Source organism: Hominisplanchenecus sp. (assembly GCF_046967715.1).
Classification (GTDB): Bacteria; Bacillota; Clostridia; order Lachnospirales; family Lachnospiraceae; genus Hominisplanchenecus; species Hominisplanchenecus faecis.
This window is the reverse complement of the sequence record NZ_JBKVNQ010000007.1, coordinates 1-21,905: the sequence shown is the minus strand read 5'-3', so window position 1 is coordinate 21,905 and position 21,905 is coordinate 1. Positions and strand designations below refer to the sequence as shown.

Below are 21,905 nucleotides of genomic sequence, written 5' to 3'. Positions count from 1 at the left end.
AGGGCAGAGAGTCTGCCACAGACATTTTTGAAGTATTTAGAAACAGAGGGAAAGCATGAGCTATACTGCTTTATACCGTAAATTCCGTCCTGACTCCTTCCAAGATGTGAAGGGCCAGGACGCAATTGTGCGGACATTAAAAAATCAGATCAGGGCACAGCGTATCGGACATGCCTATCTGTTCTGCGGTACCAGAGGAACAGGTAAAACGACGGTGGCAAAGATCCTTGCAAAAGCGGTAAACTGTGAGCATCCCATTGATGGAAATCCCTGCAACGAGTGTGAGACCTGCAAGGCGATCGCCGCTGGAAATTCCATGAATGTGATTGAGATCGACGCAGCTTCCAACAACGGTGTGGACAACATCCGTGAGATCCGAGAAGAGGTTGCCTACTCACCGACCAGCGGCAAGTACAAGGTCTACATCATCGACGAGGTCCATATGCTGTCTATAGGTGCGTTTAATGCACTGCTTAAGACACTGGAAGAACCGCCTTCCTATGTCATTTTTATTCTGGCGACGACGGAGGCACACAAGATCCCGATCACGATCCTCTCCAGATGTCAGCGTTATGATTTCAAACGGATCGCCCGCACGACGATCGTGGACCGTCTGCGAGAGCTGATGGATGAGGAGCAGGTCGAAGTCGAAGATAAGGCTCTGCGTTATATCGCCAAAAAAGGCGACGGTTCCATGCGAGATGCGTTAAGTCTTCTGGATCAGTGTATTGCCTTTTATTTAGGAGAAAAGCTGACGTATGAGCATGTCCTGGATGTACTCGGTGCGGTGGATACCGATGAGTTCAGCAAACTGCTGCGGGAAGTGTTGGACGGGGATGTTACGCAGGTGATCCTGCATCTGGAAAATATGATCATGCAGGGACGTGATCTGACGCAGCTTGTAAACGATTTTACCTGGTATCTGCGAAACCTGCTTCTGCTTAAAAGTTCCGATAATATGGAAGATGTGCTGGATGTCTCCGCAGAGAATCTGGAGCAGCTGAAAGAAGAGGCAGCGATGGTGCGAGATGATACGCTGATGCGTTATATCCGCATTTTTTCAGAATTGCAGAATCAAATCAAATATGCAGGATCCAAGCGAGTGATGCTGGAGGTGGCACTGATCAAACTGTGCCGTCCGCAGATGGAGCAGGATCAGCTCTCCGTACTGGAACGCGTGCGGAGACTGGAAAAGCAGCTGGCATCGGGCGTGGTGGTAAGACAGCAGGGCACCGGTGGTTACACACCGGAGGGCAATTTTGACTATCAAAATCCGGTAAATGTGGCGGCTCCGGGAGGCATAGATCCAGATGGAACAGCAGGCAGCACAGACCCGGCAAAGCTTCAGCAGGCAGCACCGGAAGATCTGCAGAAGATCGTCGGTATGTGGCGGACGATCCTGGCACAGACTTCAGGGCGTTTCCGTGTGGTTCTGGCAAGTGCCGTTCCGAAATTTAATACAGAAAAAGAAGATGGTACGCTTTATATCGTATTTTCTGATTTTCTGGGAGAGACTTATGTCAATGATCCGAAGAAAGCAGAAGTACTCGAGCAGATCATTGCAGCGAAAACAGGCAGGCAGGTCAAAGTCAAGATGATCCTGCAGGCAGATGAGCATGTGGCAAATACCAGACTTTCCAAAGTGCAGGTCGAGGAGGCACTTGAAAATCTGGTCCATGCAGATATAGAAATAGAAGATGACTAATAGAAAGATTATTCAGGAGGATTAGAAAATGGCAAAACGTGGAGGATTTCCGGGCGGAGGTATTCCGGGCAATATGAACAATCTGATGAAACAGGCACAGAAAATGCAGCGTCAGATGGAGGAAAACCAGAAAGCACTGGAAGAGAAAGAGTTTACGGCAGCAGCAGGCGGCGGCGTGGTAGAAGTGACGATCTCCGGTAAGAAAGAAGTGACCAAAGTTTCGCTCAAAGAAGAAGTCGTAGATCCGGATGATATCGAGATGCTTGAAGATCTGATCATGGCAGCTACCAACGAAGCTCTGAGAAAAGTAGAGGAAGAGACCAACGCAGTCATGTCAAAACTGACAGGCGGACTTACTGGTATGGGTGGAGGATTTCCGTTCTGATGGATTATTATAGCAGTCATATCACAAAACTGATCGAAGAACTGTCAAAACTGCCGGGTGTGGGGGCGAAATCAGCCCAACGCCTGGCGTTTCATATTATTAACCGTCCGATCGAGGAAGTGCAGCGGCTCTCGGATACGATCATCGATGCAAGGAAGAACGTCAGATACTGTAAAGAATGTTTTACGCTGACAGACGATGAGCTCTGCCCGATCTGCAAGAACGATGCAAGAGACCACAAGACAATCATGGTCGTGGAAAATACAAGAGATCTGGCGGCGTACGAGAAGACCGGCAAGTATGACGGTGTCTACCATGTTCTGCACGGGGCAATCTCACCGATGCTCGGCATCGGACCGGGGGACATAAAATTAAAAGAGCTGATGACAAGACTTCAGGGCGATGTCAATGAAGTGATCATTGCTACCAATTCTAGCCTGGAAGGTGAGACAACGGCGATGTACATCAGCAAGCTGATCAAGCCGACCGGTATCAAAGTCAGCCGGATTGCCAGCGGGGTACCGGTGGGCGGAGATCTGGAATATATTGATGAAGTTACTCTGCTGCGTGCCCTGGAAGGCCGCGTGGAGCTGTAATGAGGACAAAATGCATGCAAGATCAGTCATGCAGTTTCAAAGTATCTGCGAAGAAAGGCTATAGCCGGGAGCAATTTCGTCAATGGCATGAGCGATCCCGCGGGAAATCTGCGAGGCGAGCGGCATCACGGCAGACAGCCGTGTTGACTGCAGTACCAGATGTGAAAACGGAGAAAAGGATGCTACGATTCCGGTTACAAAAAAGTCACCGACTGCAATCAGATTTTTGTCGACGCCGGCACCGGGACAAAGACTTCCTTTGCCGGCCGTAATGCAGCCAAGATGTTCTTTTGTTCCAAAGGAAGCATCGACAGCGATCAGCGGATGATCCGGAAAATGTAGATGGATCGCATCGATGGTTTCCTCAAGATTGAGGGCATGAACAGGCATCTTCAGTGTACCAAACACGGGGATGCTTTTTTTGTACCGTTCTTCCAGGGCACTGCCGACCATCGGACCTAAGCTGTCACCGGTCACACGGTCACTTCCGATGCATAGAAGGACAGGTGCGATATCTGAAAAACCGTTTTTTATCAGAATTTTAGAAAGATAATTTCCGAGAAGCTCTGCGGTATCGGAAGAGCCTGCATTAAAATAGCAGATCGTATCGGAAGAAAACATGATTGTCATCCCTCTCTTAAAAATTTGTAAAGCGGACATTCACAATCCGCTTCGCTGCGTTCAAATCGACAGATGTGAAATTTGCCGTGTTAAAGGCTTTTACAGTGTATCCGAAAAAAGGAAGGTTTATTCGCATCAATCCGATGAAAAACATGTCGGAAAGTTCTTGAAAAGTATCCCACGGATTGCTAAAATTTGCAGATTCTTTGTGCTACGATAGGGGCATCAGCTGGAAGTAGTATAAAGGAGGATTGGGAGTATGATCGAAATGGTTTACAGGGGAACCTCAAAGGACGGAAAGGGAAAGGAACGGACAGGCCTGCCGAAAAATATCCGGCAGATCGGAGATGCAGGATCAGATAAAAGGGTTTATATAGAAGATTATGTGATCACATTTCTGGAAAAGACAGGCTGTGCGGTGCTGCTCGGTGAAGTCTGGCAGAACGAAAACATGAAGTGTCTGTTTGCGGACGGAGCCGTAGAGATCGCAGAGGGTGAACCAAACGATGATATGTGGGAGAAAATCTACCGGGAAATGAAACAGTATTTTCCGGGAAGAGAAGTGATCGGCTGGGCGAAAAAGATGGAGGAGCCAGAAGAAGAACCGGATGAGAAGCTCTTTGATCTGCACCGGGAACAGTTTCCGGGTGAGGACAGGCTGCTGTTTCTGTATGACAGCGAAGAAAATGCCAGCGTTTTCTTGACGGAGAACACCGGGATCCGAAAGCAGAGCGGCTATTACATCTACTACGAAAAAAACGAGCAGATGCAGAGCTATATGGTAAAAGAAAATGAAGGGCAGTCCGTGGAGGCGGAATCAAAGAATCAGGATGGAGCCATCCAGAACTTCCGCAGACGGATCGCAAAAAAACAACAGGACGCACAGAACGTGGAGCAGGAGCAGAAAAGCAAAACTCCGACGATGGTGCGTTTTTTATATGGTGCAAGTATGTTTCTGGTGCTGACGATCCTGGTGATCGGGGCGACGATGGTCAACAACTATAATCGCATGAAAGATATGGAAGTGACGCTTCAGGAGATGGCACTTGGAAGTGATGGGCAGAGCAGTGGCCTGTCAAAAGGAACCGAAAAACAGAAAGAAACGGATGCTCTGGCAGCTTCGGCACAGGCAGAAGGAGAAATTGCAAAGGAGAGTGCCGCAAAGGATGAGACCGAAAAGACCTGGATCTTAAAAGAGAGCAGTACAGAGAGCAATACGACGACAACAGGCGATTCTACAGACAATATGGGAACAACAGGCAGCACAGGAACAGCGGGAAGCAGCACAGCAACCGATGGAACAGGAGGTGCCGGAACTTCCGGTAGGCAGGATAGCACCACATCCGGCAGTTCCTCTGCAAATAGCCGTGCGGCATCCTCTTTGGATGTGACGAAGTATCAGGCAGAATACACGGTGCGGGACGGCGATACGCTGGCGATCGTCTGCCGGATGTACTACGGAAATCTGGACAAGCTTCAGGAAATCTGTGATCTGAACGGCATTACCGATCCAAACACGATTCTTCCGGGACAGAAGATCGTGCTGCCGTAAAAAGAATAAGGAACGTAAAAGGCATGGTTGACTATCCCATGCCTTTTAAACTATAATAACAACATTGCAGGGTACTTAAGAAGAACTTTTGCAGAGCATCAGGAAAATTTCAGAATTGGCACAGTAAGGACGAAATGAGGATGAAAATAAAATTAAAAGAATTATTCAGAAAAAAAGAGGATGATCTGGATTTGGATCTGGACGAAGAGCTCAACGATCCGGATATCCGCATCGAGACATATGAGATGACGGAAGATCCACAGGCAAAAGAAGAACTGTGGGATAAGATTAAAAAACATCAGAAGTTTGTACATAACCGCAATGCGATTACCATGGGACTTCTGTTTATCCTGTTGTTCGGGCTGGGGACATTTTTATTCTTCCACACCGGAAGCACCTATCTTACCTCAGACCGCATTGAGAGAAATGACGTGAGCAGTACGCAGTATCTGGAGTTTGGAGATTATTTCCTGAAATACAGCTCCGACGGGGTAGCCTGTGTGGACAGCAAATCGAATACAAAATGGAGTACGACCTACAGTATGCAGGCACCGTTCGTGGATGTCTGCGGTACGACTGCTGTGATCGCAGATCAGCAGGGGATGCAGGTCTATGTATTTGATGAAGAGGGACTGAAAGGACAGTTCCAGACAAAACTGCCGATCCAGAAGGCAAGAGTGGCAACGCAGGGTGTTGTGGCGGTGATCCTAGCAGATGATGATGTGACCTGGGTCAATTTTTACGATGCATCCGGGACACTGATCGCCGAGAATCGCACGACGATCGACGATTTTGGTTATCCGCTGGATATGGCACTTTCTCCGGACGGGATCAAGATGGCAGTGTCCTATATGCGGGTCAATGGAAACAAGATCAGTACACATATTGCGTTTTATAACTTCGGAAGTGCAGGTCAGATGGAGCTGAACAATCAGGTCGGTGAGCTAAATGTGGACGACGTGCTGGCTCCGCAGATTTTTTTCTGTGACAACAGCACGGCAGTTGCCGTCCGCACCGACGGGTTTACGGTATTTTCCGGCAGCCAGTCTCCGAAAGAAAAGAAAACGGTGAAGTTTGATCAGGAGATCATCAGTACTTTCCATGACGGCAACCGCATCGGCTTTGTCTTTGACGGAGGCGACTCTGGACATAAATATCTGATGAAGGTCTACAATACCGGCGGTAAGAATACCATGCAGAAATATTTTGATCTGCAGTACAACAGTATTACCCTGCAGAAAGACAAAATCGTGCTGTTCAATGAAAAAGAATTTGCCATTTATAAGTTAAACGGTCAGAAAACATTCCAGGGCAAATACCGCAAGCCAATCCAGAATGTGCTGAGTATCCGTGGATTCCGCAAATATATGGTGATCACCGAGGACAGTGCAGATCTGATCCGGCTTGGATAGCAGAAAGGAAATTATGAATTTACTTACGATCATTATCTTACTGGTACTGCTGGTATTTGCGATCAATGGCTATATGAGAGGTTTTGCGAGGACGCTGACCTCTCTGCTTTTTTTCGTGTTTTCCGGTGTACTGGTCTATTATTCGACACCCTATGTCAATGATTTTCTGAAAACGCAGACACCCGTCTACTCATTTGTGGAGAGCAAATGCGAGACGCTGGTGGAAGATGCGATCATGGACAAATTGGATAAAGAAACACAGAAATTTGCACAGCAGAGCGATGTGCCGCGAAAAGATCAGAACAAGATCATCAAATCACTGCCGATCCCGAAAGAATTGCAGACGCAGCTTCTTGATAATAACAACAGTTACACGTATGCAAATATGGCGGTTCAGACCTTTTCGGAATATATTTCCACCTATCTGGCGGATATGATCCTGAACATGCTGACCTATTTTATTTCTTTTAACCTGGTAAGTATCGCCCTGCACGCCGTTGCACGGGCACTGCGGATCATGACAAGGCTGCCGATCCTGCGTGGCGTCAACCGGATGTGCGGAGGAGCACTCGGATTTGTAAAAGGGATCTGCATCGTCTGGCTGTTCTTTCTGGTAGTGGCGATCTGCTCCAACACAGAGATCGGAAGCCAGCTGCTTTCGATGATAAAAGAAAGTCCGATTCTCACCTTTCTTTATGAGAGCAATGTTTTTTTGCGGTATATCCTCAAACTTTAAAATTCAAGAATGCCTCAGCAATCCGCCGGAGGCTATCTTAGTGGGAGTGCAATCCTTTGCTTCTCATCACTTGACGAAGATAAAAAAAGGTTGACAAAATACTGTAACTGTTATATGATGCAAACGTAACAAAAGTTAATACATTTGTAACAAATATAACAAAAATGCCAAAAAAGCGTGCAGTTATAGGAGTTCAGGAGGTTTTTTTACATGAAAGCAAGAATGAAAACGGTACTTTGCGGCAGTGCGACGGTATTTGCATTTACAGTATTATCTTCCACAGTTGTTTTTGCAGCACCGTCTACAGACAGTAATAATATAGAAGACAGCGTGTGGTCTTATCGTGCAGTGGCAGATGTAGATACACAGGTCAACATCCGTGCAAATGCATCCACCAAAAGTGAGATCGTCGGCTATCTTCCAAAGGGAGCATCTGCAGACCTGATCGAAAAGGGCGAGAAATGGTCACACATCATTTCAAACGGCGTGGAAGGATATATCAAGAATGATTATCTGGCATACGGAGAAGATGCAGAATATCTGGCAAATGTCTATGGTACACAGGGCGTCAAGGTCAACTGGGATGGTGTAAACCTGTTCTCTTCACCGGATGCAGCAGCAGACATTCTGGACAGTGCAGACAACGGAAGCGAGTACAGCCTGATTTCCGAGGATGGTGACTGGTATCAGGTACAGATGGATGACGTTACGGTTGCATACGTTCCGGCAGAGGATGCCGAAGAGACGATCATCACAGACCGTGCCGTTGCAATCTCAACTGCGGATGTCAACGTCAGTGATGCAGATGCCAATACAGACACAACGGACAGCGTGGCACAGGGCTATTACGATCCGAACGGCTGGGGCTGGAATGCAGCAGGCTATGGCACGGCAGATACAGACAGCACTTATAACGATGACAGCTATACTGAGGATACATATGCAGACAGCAGCTATGGCGATGACAGCTATAGTACAGATGATACTTATACCGACAACAGCTACAGTGCAGATGGTGCTTATGATGATACTTCTGCGGACAGCATTTATGCAGACAACAGCTACAATGCAGATAGTACTTATACCGGTGATGCTTATAATACAGGCGATTCTTATACAGACGATTCTTATACAGACGGTACTTATGCCGGTGAAACTTATGAGTCCGATAGTACATACGGCACAGACGGTTCTTATACCGACAACAGCTACAGCGAAGATACGACAGCAGATGCTTCCTATGATACCGCAGACGACACTTACGATTCTGCAGCGTCAACCGGAAGCGAAGAGACTGTTACCACAGCAGATTCCAGTGATCTGAACCTTCTGGCAGCGATCATCTACTGCGAGGCAGGCAACCAGAGCCGCGAAGGTAAAGTGGCAGTCGGTGCCGTTGTTCTCAACCGTGTGGCAAGTGCTTCCTTCCCGAACAGCATTTCCGAGGTTGTTTACCAGGCAGGACAGTTCACACCGGCGTACAGCGGAGCACTGGCAAGTGCACTGGCAAGCGGTGTACCGAGTGACTGCGTAGAAGCAGCTCAGGCAGCACTGAACGGAGAGAATCCGGTAGGAGGAGCACTGTACTTTAATACAGGATCCGGAACCGGAGTGAAGATCGGAGCACATCAGTTTTATTAGGAAGATGCGGAGATTTTCTGAATGTGCAAATGAACGAATTCCCCGAAGGGCACGTAAAAGTGTCTTCTTGGGGAATTTGTTCATTTTGCACATCGTTAGCCTCAGGAACAGTTTAGAATTAATTTACTTGACAGAAGAAAAAATGTACGGTAGCATAAGCAACAAAGCGGTTTTTTGAGTGAAATAGGAGTAGGTAAAATGGCTATTGATATGAAAAAAACAATTGCAGAAGCTGCCAGCAACCTTCTGTTTGAGAAAAAAGTAAAGAAACTGACGGTAAAGGATATTGTAGAAGAGTGCCACATCACAAGGCAGGCATTTTACTATCATTTTGAGGATATTCCGGATCTGATTCACTGGGTTTTATATCAGGAGACAGAAGTTGTCCTGGAAGAATGTATTGCCCAGCAGGATCTTGAGAAGGGGCTTCGCCATTTTTTTGAGATTGCGATTCAGCTTCAGCCTTATGCAATCCGCGGTATGCAGTCCAACTATGGTGACGAGATCGGACGTATGCTGGAGCAGGTTTTTTATGATCTGTTTGAGAAAGTGACGGAGATGCAGCACTGGTACGAGGGTTATTCAGACAAAGACCGGGAGTTTATCCTGCATTACCACTGTCAGGCGGTTATGGGACTGCTCCGCGAGTGGACGAAGCAGGACACCGAAAACATCAGTTATATAGTACATCAGATTTATCTTCTGTTAATGGGCAAAGCAGTCCTTGTTTCAGATGAGAATAACGATTTATAAAATATCCGCAGTGTAAAGTTCTTTTACACTGCGGATATTTTGTCTATATCAGCGAAGCAGATTTTTGCTAAAATGGTGTGAGAAAGAAAGGAAAGGGGTGTGCGTATGACACATGATATACTTTCTGTAAAGCTATATGAGCTGGATAAGGCGATCGGACAGATGCACAGCCGCATTGAGCAGGGCGAGATGGACTGTCCGGAACAGGTAGAAAAAGATATCCAGGAACTCCGCAGAGAATGCAGAGAAAACCGTGAAATGCTCCACAATAAAATGAAGTACAGCAAGGCGAAACTGGTAGGACGGATAGCAGAAGCTTACGACAAAGTCGACCAGGTGATCCAGATTGCACAGGAGCAGCTTGGGATTAGTTTTACGGAGGAAACGACAAAAGAACTCTCAGCTGAGAATAAGATACTGCTGGCAGAGTACTTTCTGGACTTTGCGATGCAGGCATCAAATTATGCACTGCTGATGTCACTGGAGGCAATCCATGCACAGAATGATCAGCCGACACAGAATCCGTAAACGGGATGTCAGGGGAATAAAATCTTTGCTCCCCGGTATCATAAATATTAAGGAAAGATAGGAGATGACAACAATGGTCAAGACTGGAAAATGGATAGCAAAACACCGTATCCTGATCGTACTGATCGGAATTTTGCTTCTCATTCCATCTGTTATTGGAACCATAAAAACAAGAATCAACTATGATATCTTAAGTTACCTTCCGGAATCTCTGGAAACGGTAAAAGGTCAGGATGTTATGGTGGATGAATTCGGCACAGGTGCATTCTCGATGGTCGTCGTCGAGGATATGCCGCTTAAAGATGTGCAGAAACTGAAAAACAAGTTCGAAGAGATCGAACATGTCAAAAAGGTACTCTGGTATGATGACATCGCTGATATCAGCGTTCCGACAAGCATGATGCCAAAAGATTTAAAGGATATCTTCTTTGCGGACGATTCTACAATGATGCTGGTACTTTTTGATAACACCACATCTTCGGACGAGGCGATGGAAGCTGTCACAAACATGCGTGCCATTGCAGATAAGCAGTGCTTTATCAGCGGTATGTCCGGTGTCGTAACCGATATCAAGAATCTGTGTCTGCAGGAACTGCCGATCTACGTGGCGATCGCAGCACTGTTTTCTTTCATCGTGCTGGAGATTACCGGAACATCCTTTGTGGTGCCGATCCTGTTCCTGCTCTGTATCGGAATCTCGATCCTGTATAACATGGGAACGAATCTTTTCCTGGGTGAGATTTCGTATCTGACACAGGCACTGGTAGCAATCCTTCAGCTTGGTGTTACGATGGACTACTCGATCTTCCTGCTGGACAGTTTCGAGGAGAATAAAAAACGATTCCCTGGCGACAAGAACAGAGCGATGGGTCATGCAATATCCAATACCTTCAAATCCATCGTATCCAGTTCCATCACAACGGTAGCCGGTTTCGCAGCCCTGTGTCTGATGACATTCGCACTTGGTAAAAACCTTGGTATCGTAATGGCAAAAGGTGTTATCATCGGTGTTATCTGCTGTGTAACCCTGCTTCCGGCGATCATCCTGATCTTTGATCCGCTGATCGAAAAGACAAAACATAAACCGCTGATCAAGAATACGAACAAACTGTCCGGTTTTATCATCAGGCATTATAAAATCTGGCTGGCCGTTTTCTGCATCGGACTGCTTCCGGCAGTATACGGAAACAACCACACCAAGATTTACTACAATATTGATAAATCGCTTCCGTCAACACTGGATTCAAATGTGGCAAACAAAAAACTGGAAGATACCTTCGACATGAGCACCATGCACATCATCATGATGGACAAAAACATTTCCAATGCAAACAAGACTACGCTGATGAAAGACATCGAAAAGGTGGACGGTGTGAAATGGGCATTTGGACTGAACAGCGTATTCGGTGCAAACGTGCCGGCTTCCATGATCCCGAAAGATGTCAAAGATATGCTGCAAAGTGATGAACAGGAACTGGTATTTGTCTGCTCAAAGTACAGCTCCGCAACAGACGAATCCAACAGTCAGATCGCAGCGATCAACGATCTTGTAAAGAAATACGATTCAAACGGTATGGTGATCGGTGAAGCTCCGCTGATGAAAGATCTGCAGGATGTAACGGACATCGACCTGGTAAATGTAAACGTTGCTTCCGTAGCAGCTATTTTTATCATCATTATGCTGGTATTCAAATCCATTTCCGTTCCGATCATTCTGGTTGCGGTTATTGAATTTGCCATCAACGTCAACATGGCAATCCCGTTTTTCCAGGGAATCGAACTTCCATTCGTTGCAAGTATCGTAGTCGGAACCATTCAGCTTGGTGCAACCGTAGACTATGCGATCCTTATGACGAGCCGTTACCAGAAGGAAAGAAGAAAAGGATTTGGCAAGAAAGAAGCCGTCATGAATGCACACAAAGCATGTGCACTGTCTATCATGACAAGTGGTTTCAGTTTCTTCGCAGCAACGTTCGGTGTGGCATGGTATTCCAAAGTTGATATGATCGGTGCAATCTGTACACTGTTATCAAGAGGTGCCCTGATCAGTATGGCATGCGTAATCTTCATCCTGCCGGCGATGTTCATTATCTTTGATAAGGTGATCTGCAAGACATCCATTGATTTCCTGGGTGAGAAAGCGAAGGCAAAGGCGGCAGCCAGAGCATAAAACAGAACATACAATCCTCCGGAGAGCAATTTCCGGGGGATTTTTTTGCCTTCCGATGCCGGTTTGTCCAGATTCCTGACCAGGAAGTTTATGAAAAAATGACGAAAACAGTGCTGTATGTAATGAAAATGTCATAATTATATCACAATTATAGAATAAGCTGATGAAAAATGCACCAGGCAGCAGACCGGGTGCTCAAAAGAAAGGAAAAGACGATGAAAAAAAGGGTGAGGAAAATAACAGCAATGATTCTGGCGGTATCCATGGTTTTGGGGGTAAGCGGATGCGGAAAAAGTCAGAAAAGTACGCAGGATAGTGGGGACACAGCAAAAGTAAAGATTGCTTATCAGTACGGACTGGCTTATGCACCGCTGACCATCATGCAGGAACAGGGACTGATCGAGAAAAACTACGATGGAGATATCGAGGTTGAGTGGGTCAGCTTAAATTCCGGATCGGCGATCAATGAAGGGATGGCATCCGGGGATATTGATGTGGCATGTATGGGAATTGCACCGTTTATTTCCGGCGTCACAGCAGGCATTCCTTACAAAATGTACGGAACGATTGCAGCACAGCCACATGAACTGCTTACAAACGATGATTCGATCCATTCGTTAAAAGATATCACAGATGATAAAAAGATTTCCGTTGTAAATATCGGAAGTATTCAGCATATTCTGCTGGCAATGCTCGCAAAGGAAGAACTTGGAGATGCCCATGCACTGGACAACAATCTGGTGGCAATGTCCCATCCGGACGGCATGACTGCCCTGATGTCCGGCAGTGTGGCATGTCAGCTTACAACAGCACCTTATATTTTCAAGGCAAAAGAACAGGATAATATCAAAGAAGCTGAGAGCCTGGATTCCGTATGGCCGGAAGGAAATGCCTTTATCGTTGGTCTGGTATCTGATGACCTGTATGAAAATCAGCCAGAAGTTTATCAGGCAGTTGTAGACGCAACGCAGGAAGCGATGGATTACATCAACAACAACCAGGAAGAAGCAGCAAATATTCTCTGCCAAAAAGAAGATGTCACGGCAGAAATGATGCTGAGCTGGATGCAGGATCCGGGATGTGTCTATGATATGAAGCTTCCGGGCGTCATGGATATGGCAAACTTTATGGCGGAGAATGATTTTGCAGACAAGGCACCGGAATCCTTTGAAGCAATCACAACAGAGTCGGCAAGATAAGATCTGTCGGAAAAGAAAGAATAAGGATGAGAACGATGAAAAATTTAAGAAATCAGATTGTTTTTATTGTTGCTGTTCTGGTGGTATGGCAGGTCGTCTATCAGATGGGTTCCTTTCCGGAACTGATGTTTCCGTCACTTGGAAAGATATTTCAGTCGCTGATCAAAGGATTTTCGCGGGACGGGCTGGGAGCGATGACGCTTTATTCCTTAAGCCTGATCGCAAAAGGGCTGCTGATCGGAATCGTACTGGCATTTATCCTCTCCGGACTGTCCATCGTCAGCAAGACGTTTTATTCCATTTACCATATGGTCGTTTCCCTGTGTGACCTGATACCTGGTGTGGCACTGCTGCCGCTGGCAATCCTGTGGATGGGGATCGGGGAAGGGACGATCATCCTGATCGTGGTACATTCGATCATCTGGCCAATGTCCAGAAGCATTATGGACGGATTTCGGGCGGTGCCGCAGATCTACATAGAATCCGGGGAAAATATGGGACTTGGAAAACTCGGACTTGTGACCGGCATCTATATTCCGGCATCGTTCTCCTATATTCTTTCCGGTATCCGCACCGGATGGGCGAGAGCGTGGAGAGGTCTGATCAGTGCGGAGATGATCTTCGGAACGACCAGTTCCGGAGCCGGTATCGGATGGTTTATTTTCATGAAGCGTACCAATGTGGATATCGCCGGTGTTTTTGCGGCACTTCTGGTGATCATTGTAATCGGAATTGTAGTAGAATACGGAGTTTTCCACAGCATAGAAAAAATGACACTTAAGAAATGGGGGATGAGCAGATGACACAGGAGCAGAAGGGGAAAACTCCCGTTTTGGATGTGCAGAACCTGACAAAAATCTATGACAATGGTGGAAAAGGGGACGGAAATGAAGTCCTCAAAAACGTAAACTTTACGATGAATGAGGGCGAATTTGTCTGCATCCTGGGACCGTCCGGATGTGGAAAGACTACGTTTCTTCGCTGCATCGGCGGTTTTGAAACCTTTGACGGAACGGTCAAAGTAAACGGAAAAGAGGTAAGCGAGCCGGGGACGGACCGCATCATGGTTTTTCAGGACTTTAATCAGCTGCTTCCGTGGAAAACAGTAGAAAAAAATGTGCAGTACCCTCTGAAAATACAGGGTTTAAAAGATAAAACAAAATTGCGGGAGATTTCCGATGCGGCACTTGAGAAAGTCGATTTGCTTTCTTCAAGAACGCTCTATCCGCATCAGCTTTCCGGCGGTATGAAACAGAGAGTGGCGATCGCCAAAGCACTGGCACTCAAGCCGCAGATCATTCTGATGGATGAGCCGTTCGCCAGTCTGGATGCCATGACGCGAAATCATCTGCAGGAAGAGCTGATGAAGCTGCACCAGAAAGAAAAAGTAACCGTTATCTTTATCACGCACAATATCCAGGAGGCAGTCTGCCTGGGAACAAGGATCCTGGTCATGGCAAAGCAGGGCGGTATCAAGATGGATGTGCCAAATACGATTCCGAAACCGGTCACACCGGCATCGGAAGGCTATGGACAGATGTGGGATATGTTTAACAAAGCACTGCATCAGGAAGGTTAATAAGGAAAAAATCATGTCGTACACATCATCAACATATCTGCTCTTTCTTGTGGCAGTATTCTGTATTTATTATATCATAAGACCCCGGCACCGTATGTATGTGCTGCTTGTCGCAAATGTGATCTTCTATCTGGCAGCAGGCTTTGACCAGTTTCTGGTGCTGCTTCTGGCAACCGCAGTATCTTACGTTGTGGCATGCAAGATGGGGAAATTGCATGAAAAACTTGAAAAACAGAAACAGGAAGAAGGCCTTGACCGCAAACAGATCAAGCGGATGAAGGCAAACAACAAAAAACAGCGAAAACGGATCCTGATCTGGGGGCTGGTGCTCAATATCGGGATTCTGGTCGTGTTCAAATACACGAACTTCTTACTGAAGACCGGTTATTCTATTCTCGATCTTTTCGGGATCGGACACGGAGATGACCTGTTTAAACTGATCATGCCGCTTGGCATTTCCTTTTTCACATTTCAGATTCTGTCCTATCTGATCGATGTTTACAAGGGGAAAGTAAAGGCACAGAAGAATTTTCTGAAATATCTGCTTTATATTTCTTTCTTCCCAAGTGTCGTTCAGGGACCGATCCCGCGTTATGCAGATCTTGGCACACAGCTGTACGAAGAGCATCGTTTTGAGTATGATAACCTCAGGGACGGAGCACTTCTGATCCTCTGGGGATTTGCAAAGAAGCTGATCCTTGCAGAACGTCTCGGTACGTTTGTAGATCAGATCTATGGAAATTATACGCAGTACACCGGTATGCTCTTTTTCTTTGTGGCGACGGCAGCTTTTTCCATCCAGATCTACGCTGATTTCTCGGGATGTATGGATATCGCGACCGGAACGGCAAGACTGTTTGGCATCCGTCTGGCACCGAACTTTTTGCGTCCGTATTTTTCAAAGACGATGCCGGAGTTCTGGAGACGCTGGCATGTGACACTTGGAAACTGGTTTAAAGACTATGTATTCTATCCGATCTCAATCTCCAAATTTTCACTGGATTTAAATAAAAAGGCGAGAAAACGTTTCGGCAATGAATTTGGAAGAATCGTCTCCTCGGCGATTCCAATCTTGGCGGTCTGGCTTCTGACCGGAATCTGGCACGGACCGGACTGGAAATATGTGACCTGGGGACTGTTTCACGGTATCCTGATCATGCTGAGCATGATCTTCACACCATACAACGAAAAACTGGTGCAGAAATTACATATCAAAACAGAATGTTTCAGTTTCCGTCTTTTCCAGATGGGAAGAACCTTCCTGCTTTGCTGTCTCGGACGAGTTTTCTTCCGGGCAGATGATTTCGCAAGTGCGATCGGCATCTTAAAGAGAGCCTGCACCGGCATCGGATGGTACCGCCTGGCAAACGGCAGAATCTACAATTATGGCTTAAACAAGGCGAACATGACCGTTGTGATCGTTGCAATGCTGGTACTTCTGACCGTCAGTATCCTGCAGGAAAAGATGGATGTCCTGGAAGCACTGAAAAAACAGAATCTGGTCTTTCGCTGGGTACTGATCTATGCACTTCTGCTTGCGGTTGTTATCTTTGGCATGTACGGCCCTGGGTATGATCCTTCCGCATTTATCTATGAAAAGTTTTAAGGGGAGGCGTGGCAGATGAAGATAAAAAAGCAGATCAAATACATTTTCGGAACCGCTGTATTTCTTGCAATCGCAGCTGTTCTGCTGACGCTGACCACCTATGTGATGCGTCCGACGGACAAAGATTTTTTCAGGGCGAGAGTAGCTGGATTTTATGCAGAAGACAGGGACAGTCTGGATGTGGTAGGCTTTGGGAGCAGTGCACTTTACCGTTATCTGAACAGTCCGCTGCTCTGGAAACAGCAGGGCATCACATCATACGGGATCGCCACGGCAGCACAGCCGGTCTATGTGATACCGTCACTGATCGATGAAGTGGAAAAAACACAGTCACCGCAGCTGTATATTATAGAAACCAGACGTTTTACAGATACAGACAATGAAGTGATCAAAGAAAATCGTCTTCGCCAGATCGCAGATAATATGAAAGTTTCCTGGAACCGTTTTAAGATGGTCACAGAACTGACCGAAGGATTTGAAGATCGGCTCAGCTATGGTTTTGACCTGATAAAATACCATGGAAACTGGGAAAATCTGACAGAAGAATCCTGGGAATATCTGTTTAATGCAAAAGAACATCCGCTGAAAGGATGGTCGGTCAACAGCCGTCATAAGATCCTAAGTTATCTGGATGTGAAAGACATTACCGGAGAAATACCGATCACAGAAAAATCCGAAAAAGAACTGCGGGAAATTATAGAAAAATGTAAAAAAGAAAATCTTCAGGTACTTTTTGTGGCAACACCATGGCAGGTGACAGAGGAAGAACATCAGAAAGACAACTACATCAAACGCATTGTGGAAGAAGCAGGCTTCCGGTTCCTGGACGGCAATTACTATGCAGAAGAAATGGGGCTGGAATATAACGTGGATTTTTACAATCCAAAGCATACCAATGCGATCGGTGCAGCGAAATTTACCACATACCTGGGCAATTATATCAGGGAACATTATGATATTAAGACCGACCACAGCGAAGAGGTGGCGGCAAGCTGGGATAAGGCGGCCGAAAAAGAAGAAAAAGAATATGAGAAGGCAGCCGAAAAGATACTGAAAAAGGCAGTAAAAGCAATCAAAGCAGCAAAGGCTGATCAGACAGAGCAGCAGTAGTACAGCCGAAGGTGCAAGAAAAGAAGTGTAGAATGTGCAGTGATTCTGAGAAGAATATGTCAGCTTTCGCTGATCAGAATCACGCACCAAGTCTCACGTGCGTTCGACTTGAATTATGAAGTTTAAAGCGAAAACAGAAAGATCAGATCAAAAGAAAGAAGGGGAGCATATGGTAAGATCCATCGTGGAAGCACTGGCAGAATATGCAAAAGTACAGCCGGACAAACTGTTTCTGGCAGATGGAAAAGTGGAACTGACTTATCTGGATGCCTGGAAATGTGTGTACGGTTATGCCGTGCATTTAAGAGAACTTGGCATCCGAAGAGGAGACCATGTCGTTGTGCGAAACTCACAGAATGCCCAGCTGGTGATCAGTCAGCTGGCGATCCAGCTTGTCGGAGCAGTCTTTGTGCCGATTGAAAAGAATGCGGCAGATGACCGCATCGCAGAGATCATCGGGGCAGTGGAGGCAAAATTATATCTGGCAGCGAAGCAGGGTGAGTTTTCCTGCAAATGGGAAACGATAAAAGATGTATTATCGTATAAAATGGACGATGCCGCAGAAATGCGAATATCCGAAAGCGATGATGAAAATGGAGACAGTTTTCGCTTTCCTGAGCCTGAAGAAACCGCAGAAGTTCTCTTTACAACCGGAACAACCGGAAAATCCAAGGGCATTGAGCTTACTTATGAGAGTGTGATCGCCGTTTCTGAAAATGTGATCGGTTCCGTCGAAATGAAAAAAGACAGTGTCGAACTGATCCCGGTACCCCTGAGCCATTCGCACGGACTTCGCCGTTATTATTCCAATATTTTAAATGGCGGCAGCGTGGTGATCATCGACGGAGTGATCTTTACAAAGAAATTTTTCGGAGCGATCGAAAAATATCATGTGACAGCGATAGACCTTGTACCGGCAGCACTGGCGGCACTGTTCAAGTTAAGCGGAGACAAACTTGGTGAATATGCAGACCAGCTCGATTATGTGCAGCTTGGTTCCGCACCGATCCCGAACCACGACAAGGAGCATCTGCGAGAGCTTCTTCCGAACACACGCCTCTATAATTTTTACGGAACAACAGAGTCCGGATGCTCCTGTATCCTGGATTTCAATGCAATGCCGGATAAGAAAAACTGCATCGGAAAACCGTCCTGCCATGCAGAATTTGTCTTTTTTGATGAGCAGGGCAATGCAATCGATGCGACCGAAGAGACACCGGGCTTTCTCGCCTGCCGCGGAACCATGAATATGAAGGGGTATTATCATGAACCGCAGCTCAATCAGGAAATCATGCGTGATGACTATATCTGCACCAAAGATCTTGCTTATGTGGGCGAGGACGGACTGATCTATATGCTGGGCAGAAAAGATGATGTCATCATAACCGGCGGCAACAAAGTCGCTCCGGATGAGATTGAAGAGATCGCCGGGGGATTTGAAGGAATAGCCGACTGTGCCTGCATTCCGGTGCCACATCCGCTCCTTGGGGCAGAGCCAAAGCTCTTTGTGGAGATGGAAAACGGTGCCGCATTTGATGAGCAAGGCATTTATGAGTATCTACAGGGCAAACTGGAGGCATATAAAGTGCCAAAACTCATTGAGAAGATCGACAAGATCCCGAGAACCTATAACGGAAAATTGCAGCGTAAAAAACTGATCGAAGCCGAGAAAGAAAAGACAGAGTAAAAACCGGACTGTTATATTAAAAAAATAATACAAAATCAAAGGAGACAAAAACCATGAACGAATTATTAGACATCTTAAAAGAAGCAATGCCGAAAGTAGACTGGGAAAACGGAGAAGACCTCGTAGATGACGGCGTGATCGATTCCATGGACGTTGTAACGATCATCTCAGAGATCACCGATGCGTATGATATCGAGATCCCGTCCGAAGAAATGGAACCGGAAAACTTCAATTCCGCAAAGGCAATCTATGAAATGATCCAGAGACTGGAAGAGGAATAAAATTTATTGTTCTTATCTTCTATCCAAGTACTTTTTTCAAAAGCCACTTTTTGACCGGACGATAAGGCTGATATCGCACCGGAAGATCGATCCATGTTTTTTTATCGACGATGCTCTTGGTATGGGAGAAGGTTTCAAACCCGTCTTTTCCGTGGTAGCTTCCCATGCCGCTTTCGCCGCAGCCGCCAAATCCCATGTACGGGGTGGCGAGGTGGATGATGGTATCGTTGACACAGCCGCCGCCAAACTGACATTTTGCGGTCACTTTCTCTATATTTTCTTTCTTTTTACTGAAAAGATAGAGGGCGAGCGGACATTCCATGGAATTGATCCTGGCGATTGCTTCATCCAGTGTGCGGTAAGTGATGACTGGCAGGAGCGGTCCGAAGATCTCTTCCTGCATGATAGCATCTTCAAAGGTCACGTGGTCAAGAAGGGTCGGAGCGATCTGGAGAGTATCCGGATTGACATTTCCGCCAAAGATTACTTTTTCAGGATTGAGCAGTCTTCGGATGCGTTCAAAATGTTTTTGGTTTATGATCTTTCCGTAGGAAGGATTTTTCAGAGGCTCACTGCCGAACTGTTTCGTGATCTGACGTTTCAGTTCGCAGATCAGAGCCTCTTTTCTTTTTTCATCACAGTAAACATAATCCGGGGCAACGCAGGTCTGCCCGCAGTTTAAAAATTTCCCGAATACGATGCGTCTGGCGGCGAGTGCAAGATCGGCACTTTCATCGACCAGACACGGACTTTTGCCACCAAGTTCCAGTGTTACAGGAGTCAGGTGCGAAGAAGCCTGCCGCATCACTTCCCTTCCGACCGTTTTGCTTCCGGTGAAAAAGATATAGTCAAAATGTTGCTGAAGCAGGGCGGTATTTTCAGAGCGTCCTCCGGTGATCACCGTCAGGTATTTTGCCGGAAAATAGCGATGGATCAGTTTTGCAAGCAGATCGCTGCAGGCAGGAGAGTAGGCACTTGGCTTTAAGATCACCGTATTTCCGGCTGCAATGGCATCAATAAGCGGATCAAGAGTCAGCAGGATCGGATAATTCCAGGGACTTACGATCAGCGTGACACCGTAAGGAGAAGGTTTCCGGTAGCTTCTGGAGCAGAACTGTGCCAGCGGTGTTCTGACATCCTGCTCTTTTGCAAATGAGCGGATATGGCGGAGCATATAGTGGATCTCATCCAGAACAAGACCCGTCTCGCACATATAACTTTCAAAAGAACTCTTTTTCAGATCGAGCAGAAGAGCTGACTCGATCTCTTTTTCGTGGCGGCGGATCATATGCTGCAGCCGTTTCAGTGCGGCGATGCGAAAAGAGACATCCAGTGTCGTTCCGGTGTGAAAAAACGCACGCTGGCGGTCGATGATTTTTTTCATTTCTGTGTTTTCCATAATGAATCCCTTCTATATGATAATAACAGTCAAATATTAGCAGTCAGAGGATGCCTGCGAATTGCTTTGTTACAGAGTAACTTTCGCTGCCCCTGGCATCAAGTACTCTGACCATAGCATGTTTTTTAATTCTGTGCAAGCCTGTACTTGACAAATGGAAAAGAATAATATATAGTAAACATATCAAATTACTAGGAATATAAAACGAAACAAAAAGCGAAAATAAGAAACAGGTCAAAAAGAAATAAACAAACGAAAAAAAGCAAAGCAGAAAAGCAAAACAGAAAGAAGGATATGGATATGAGATAGATTTTATGCTTTGGTGATTCAAACACGTACGGATTGATCCCGGGAACAGCGAACCGTTACAGCTGGGGAACGCGATGGACGAGCATTTTAGATGAGAAATTGCAGTTTTACGGCTATCGGGTTGCCGAGGAAGGACTGTGCGGCAGAACGACTATGTTTGCAGATGCTTACCGTCCCGGAAGAAGTGGGATCGATATGCTGCCGGCCATCCTGGAGACGCACCGCCCGCTGGAACTGGTGGTTCTTATGCTCGGGACAAACGACTGCAAAGCGGCTTATGAGACGACACCGGAGAAGATCGGCGTGGGCATTGAGCGTCTTCTGGATCAGATCCGGAGAGAAAGAGAGGATCTTCCGGTGCTTTTGATCTCACCGATCCATCTTGGAGCAGAGGTGGAGAAATACGACCGGGAATTTGACCGCCGTTCCGTAGAAGTGTCAAAAGGTCTGAAAAAAGTCTATGAACAGATTGCAAAAAGAAGAGGGATTGCATTTCTGGCGGCATCGGATGTGGCACTGCCGGGGGAAAAGGATCAGGAGCATATGACAAGAGAAGGACATGCAGCACTAGCAGAGGCAGTTTTTGAAATAAGGCTACCGCAATCCCACTGGCTTTAGACGGTGGGTTAAGGTAGC

At 46.4% G+C, this 21,905-nt stretch carries 20 protein-coding genes; 18 read left to right on the top strand and 2 right to left on the bottom strand.

Going from position 1 to position 21,905, the window contains the following annotated elements; genetic code table 11:
• Positions 1–55 precede the first annotated feature (55 nt).
• Genes dnaX through recR form a run of 3 tightly spaced genes read left to right on the top strand, consistent with a single transcriptional unit; the run spans position 56 to position 2,686 of the window.
• Positions 56–1,705: a DNA polymerase III subunit gamma/tau gene (dnaX, locus tag ACLTL4_RS01910; RefSeq protein ID WP_412290861.1), complete on the top strand. Its 1,650-nt coding sequence runs from the start codon at positions 56–58 to the stop codon at positions 1,703–1,705.
• Positions 1,706–1,733: 28 nt separating this feature from the next.
• The gene (locus ACLTL4_RS01905) at positions 1,734–2,090 is read left to right on the top strand and encodes a YbaB/EbfC family nucleoid-associated protein (protein WP_022118918.1); all 357 of its coding nucleotides are present in this window, start codon (positions 1,734–1,736) and stop codon (positions 2,088–2,090) included.
• Entirely contained in the window at positions 2,090–2,686 is a 597-nt protein-coding gene (gene recR, locus ACLTL4_RS01900) for a recombination mediator RecR (RefSeq protein ID WP_022118919.1), read from the top strand. Before ACLTL4_RS01905 ends, recR begins: the two co-directional genes overlap by 1 nt.
• 36 nt (positions 2,687–2,722) lie before the next feature.
• On the opposite strand, the gene yyaC is transcribed toward recR, so the two are convergent.
• Complete coding sequence (gene yyaC, locus ACLTL4_RS01895) at positions 2,723–3,307, bottom strand: spore protease YyaC (protein ID WP_412290859.1); 585 nt, start codon at positions 3,305–3,307, stop codon at positions 2,723–2,725.
• A gap of 259 nt (positions 3,308–3,566) precedes the next feature.
• On the opposite strand from yyaC, the gene ACLTL4_RS01890 reads away from it, so the two are divergent.
• The 14 genes from ACLTL4_RS01890 to ACLTL4_RS01825 all read left to right on the top strand — a co-directional run bounded on the left by ACLTL4_RS01890 (position 3,567) and on the right by ACLTL4_RS01825 (position 19,561).
• The gene (locus ACLTL4_RS01890) at positions 3,567–4,859 is read left to right on the top strand and encodes a LysM peptidoglycan-binding domain-containing protein (RefSeq protein ID WP_412290858.1); all 1,293 of its coding nucleotides are present in this window, start codon (positions 3,567–3,569) and stop codon (positions 4,857–4,859) included.
• 140 nt (positions 4,860–4,999) lie between these two features.
• Positions 5,000–6,271: a DUF5711 family protein gene (locus tag ACLTL4_RS01885; RefSeq protein WP_022118922.1), complete on the top strand. Its 1,272-nt coding sequence runs from the start codon at positions 5,000–5,002 to the stop codon at positions 6,269–6,271.
• Between the two features lie 13 nt (positions 6,272–6,284).
• Complete coding sequence (locus ACLTL4_RS01880; RefSeq protein ID WP_022118923.1) at positions 6,285–7,007, top strand: CvpA family protein; 723 nt, start codon at positions 6,285–6,287, stop codon at positions 7,005–7,007.
• Positions 7,008–7,217: 210 nt separating this feature from the next.
• Complete coding sequence (locus tag ACLTL4_RS01875; RefSeq protein WP_022118924.1) at positions 7,218–8,648, top strand: cell wall hydrolase; 1,431 nt, start codon at positions 7,218–7,220, stop codon at positions 8,646–8,648.
• A 198-nt stretch (positions 8,649–8,846) separates the two neighbouring features.
• Entirely contained in the window at positions 8,847–9,401 is a 555-nt protein-coding gene (locus tag ACLTL4_RS01870) for a TetR/AcrR family transcriptional regulator (RefSeq protein ID WP_022118925.1), read from the top strand.
• A gap of 105 nt (positions 9,402–9,506) precedes the next feature.
• On the top strand, positions 9,507–9,929 hold the full coding sequence (locus ACLTL4_RS01865; RefSeq protein ID WP_022118926.1) for a hypothetical protein: 423 nt from the start codon (positions 9,507–9,509) through the stop codon (positions 9,927–9,929).
• A 73-nt stretch (positions 9,930–10,002) separates the two neighbouring features.
• Positions 10,003–12,099: an efflux RND transporter permease subunit gene (locus tag ACLTL4_RS01860; protein WP_412290855.1), complete on the top strand. Its 2,097-nt coding sequence runs from the start codon at positions 10,003–10,005 to the stop codon at positions 12,097–12,099.
• Positions 12,100–12,314: 215 nt separating this feature from the next.
• Positions 12,315–13,298, top strand: coding sequence for an ABC transporter substrate-binding protein (locus ACLTL4_RS01855; protein WP_173866685.1), 984 nt, complete (start codon positions 12,315–12,317; stop codon positions 13,296–13,298).
• Positions 13,299–13,333: 35 nt separating this feature from the next.
• A complete protein-coding gene (locus ACLTL4_RS01850; RefSeq protein ID WP_412290853.1) occupies positions 13,334–14,101 on the top strand; it encodes an ABC transporter permease in 768 nt (255 codons plus the stop codon).
• Entirely contained in the window at positions 14,098–14,877 is a 780-nt protein-coding gene (locus tag ACLTL4_RS01845; protein WP_022118930.1) for an ABC transporter ATP-binding protein, read from the top strand. The genes ACLTL4_RS01850 and ACLTL4_RS01845 overlap by 4 nt, the downstream gene beginning before the upstream one ends.
• A gap of 13 nt (positions 14,878–14,890) precedes the next feature.
• Positions 14,891–16,483 (top strand): MBOAT family O-acyltransferase, encoded by a 1,593-nt coding sequence (locus ACLTL4_RS01840; protein WP_022118931.1) that lies wholly within the window; start codon positions 14,891–14,893, stop codon positions 16,481–16,483.
• Positions 16,484–16,498: 15 nt separating this feature from the next.
• Complete coding sequence (locus ACLTL4_RS01835; protein ID WP_412290851.1) at positions 16,499–17,593, top strand: hypothetical protein; 1,095 nt, start codon at positions 16,499–16,501, stop codon at positions 17,591–17,593.
• A 169-nt stretch (positions 17,594–17,762) separates the two neighbouring features.
• Positions 17,763–19,280 carry a class I adenylate-forming enzyme family protein gene (locus tag ACLTL4_RS01830; protein WP_173896533.1) on the top strand — a complete coding sequence of 506 codons (1,518 nt, stop codon included), beginning with the start codon at positions 17,763–17,765 and terminating at the stop codon, positions 19,278–19,280.
• Between the two features lie 53 nt (positions 19,281–19,333).
• On the top strand, positions 19,334–19,561 hold the full coding sequence (locus tag ACLTL4_RS01825; RefSeq protein WP_022118934.1) for a phosphopantetheine-binding protein: 228 nt from the start codon (positions 19,334–19,336) through the stop codon (positions 19,559–19,561).
• Positions 19,562–19,580: 19 nt separating this feature from the next.
• Here the strand turns inward: ACLTL4_RS01825 and ACLTL4_RS01820 are convergent, their stop codons facing one another.
• The gene (locus ACLTL4_RS01820; protein WP_173896534.1) at positions 19,581–20,960 is read right to left on the bottom strand and encodes an aldehyde dehydrogenase; all 1,380 of its coding nucleotides are present in this window, start codon (positions 20,958–20,960) and stop codon (positions 19,581–19,583) included.
• Positions 20,961–21,269: 309 nt separating this feature from the next.
• On the opposite strand from ACLTL4_RS01820, the gene ACLTL4_RS01815 reads away from it, so the two are divergent.
• Positions 21,270–21,887, top strand: a complete 618-nt coding sequence (locus ACLTL4_RS01815; protein WP_330589958.1) for a GDSL-type esterase/lipase family protein — start codon at positions 21,270–21,272, stop codon at positions 21,885–21,887.
• The last annotated feature ends 18 nt before the right edge of the window (positions 21,888–21,905 follow it).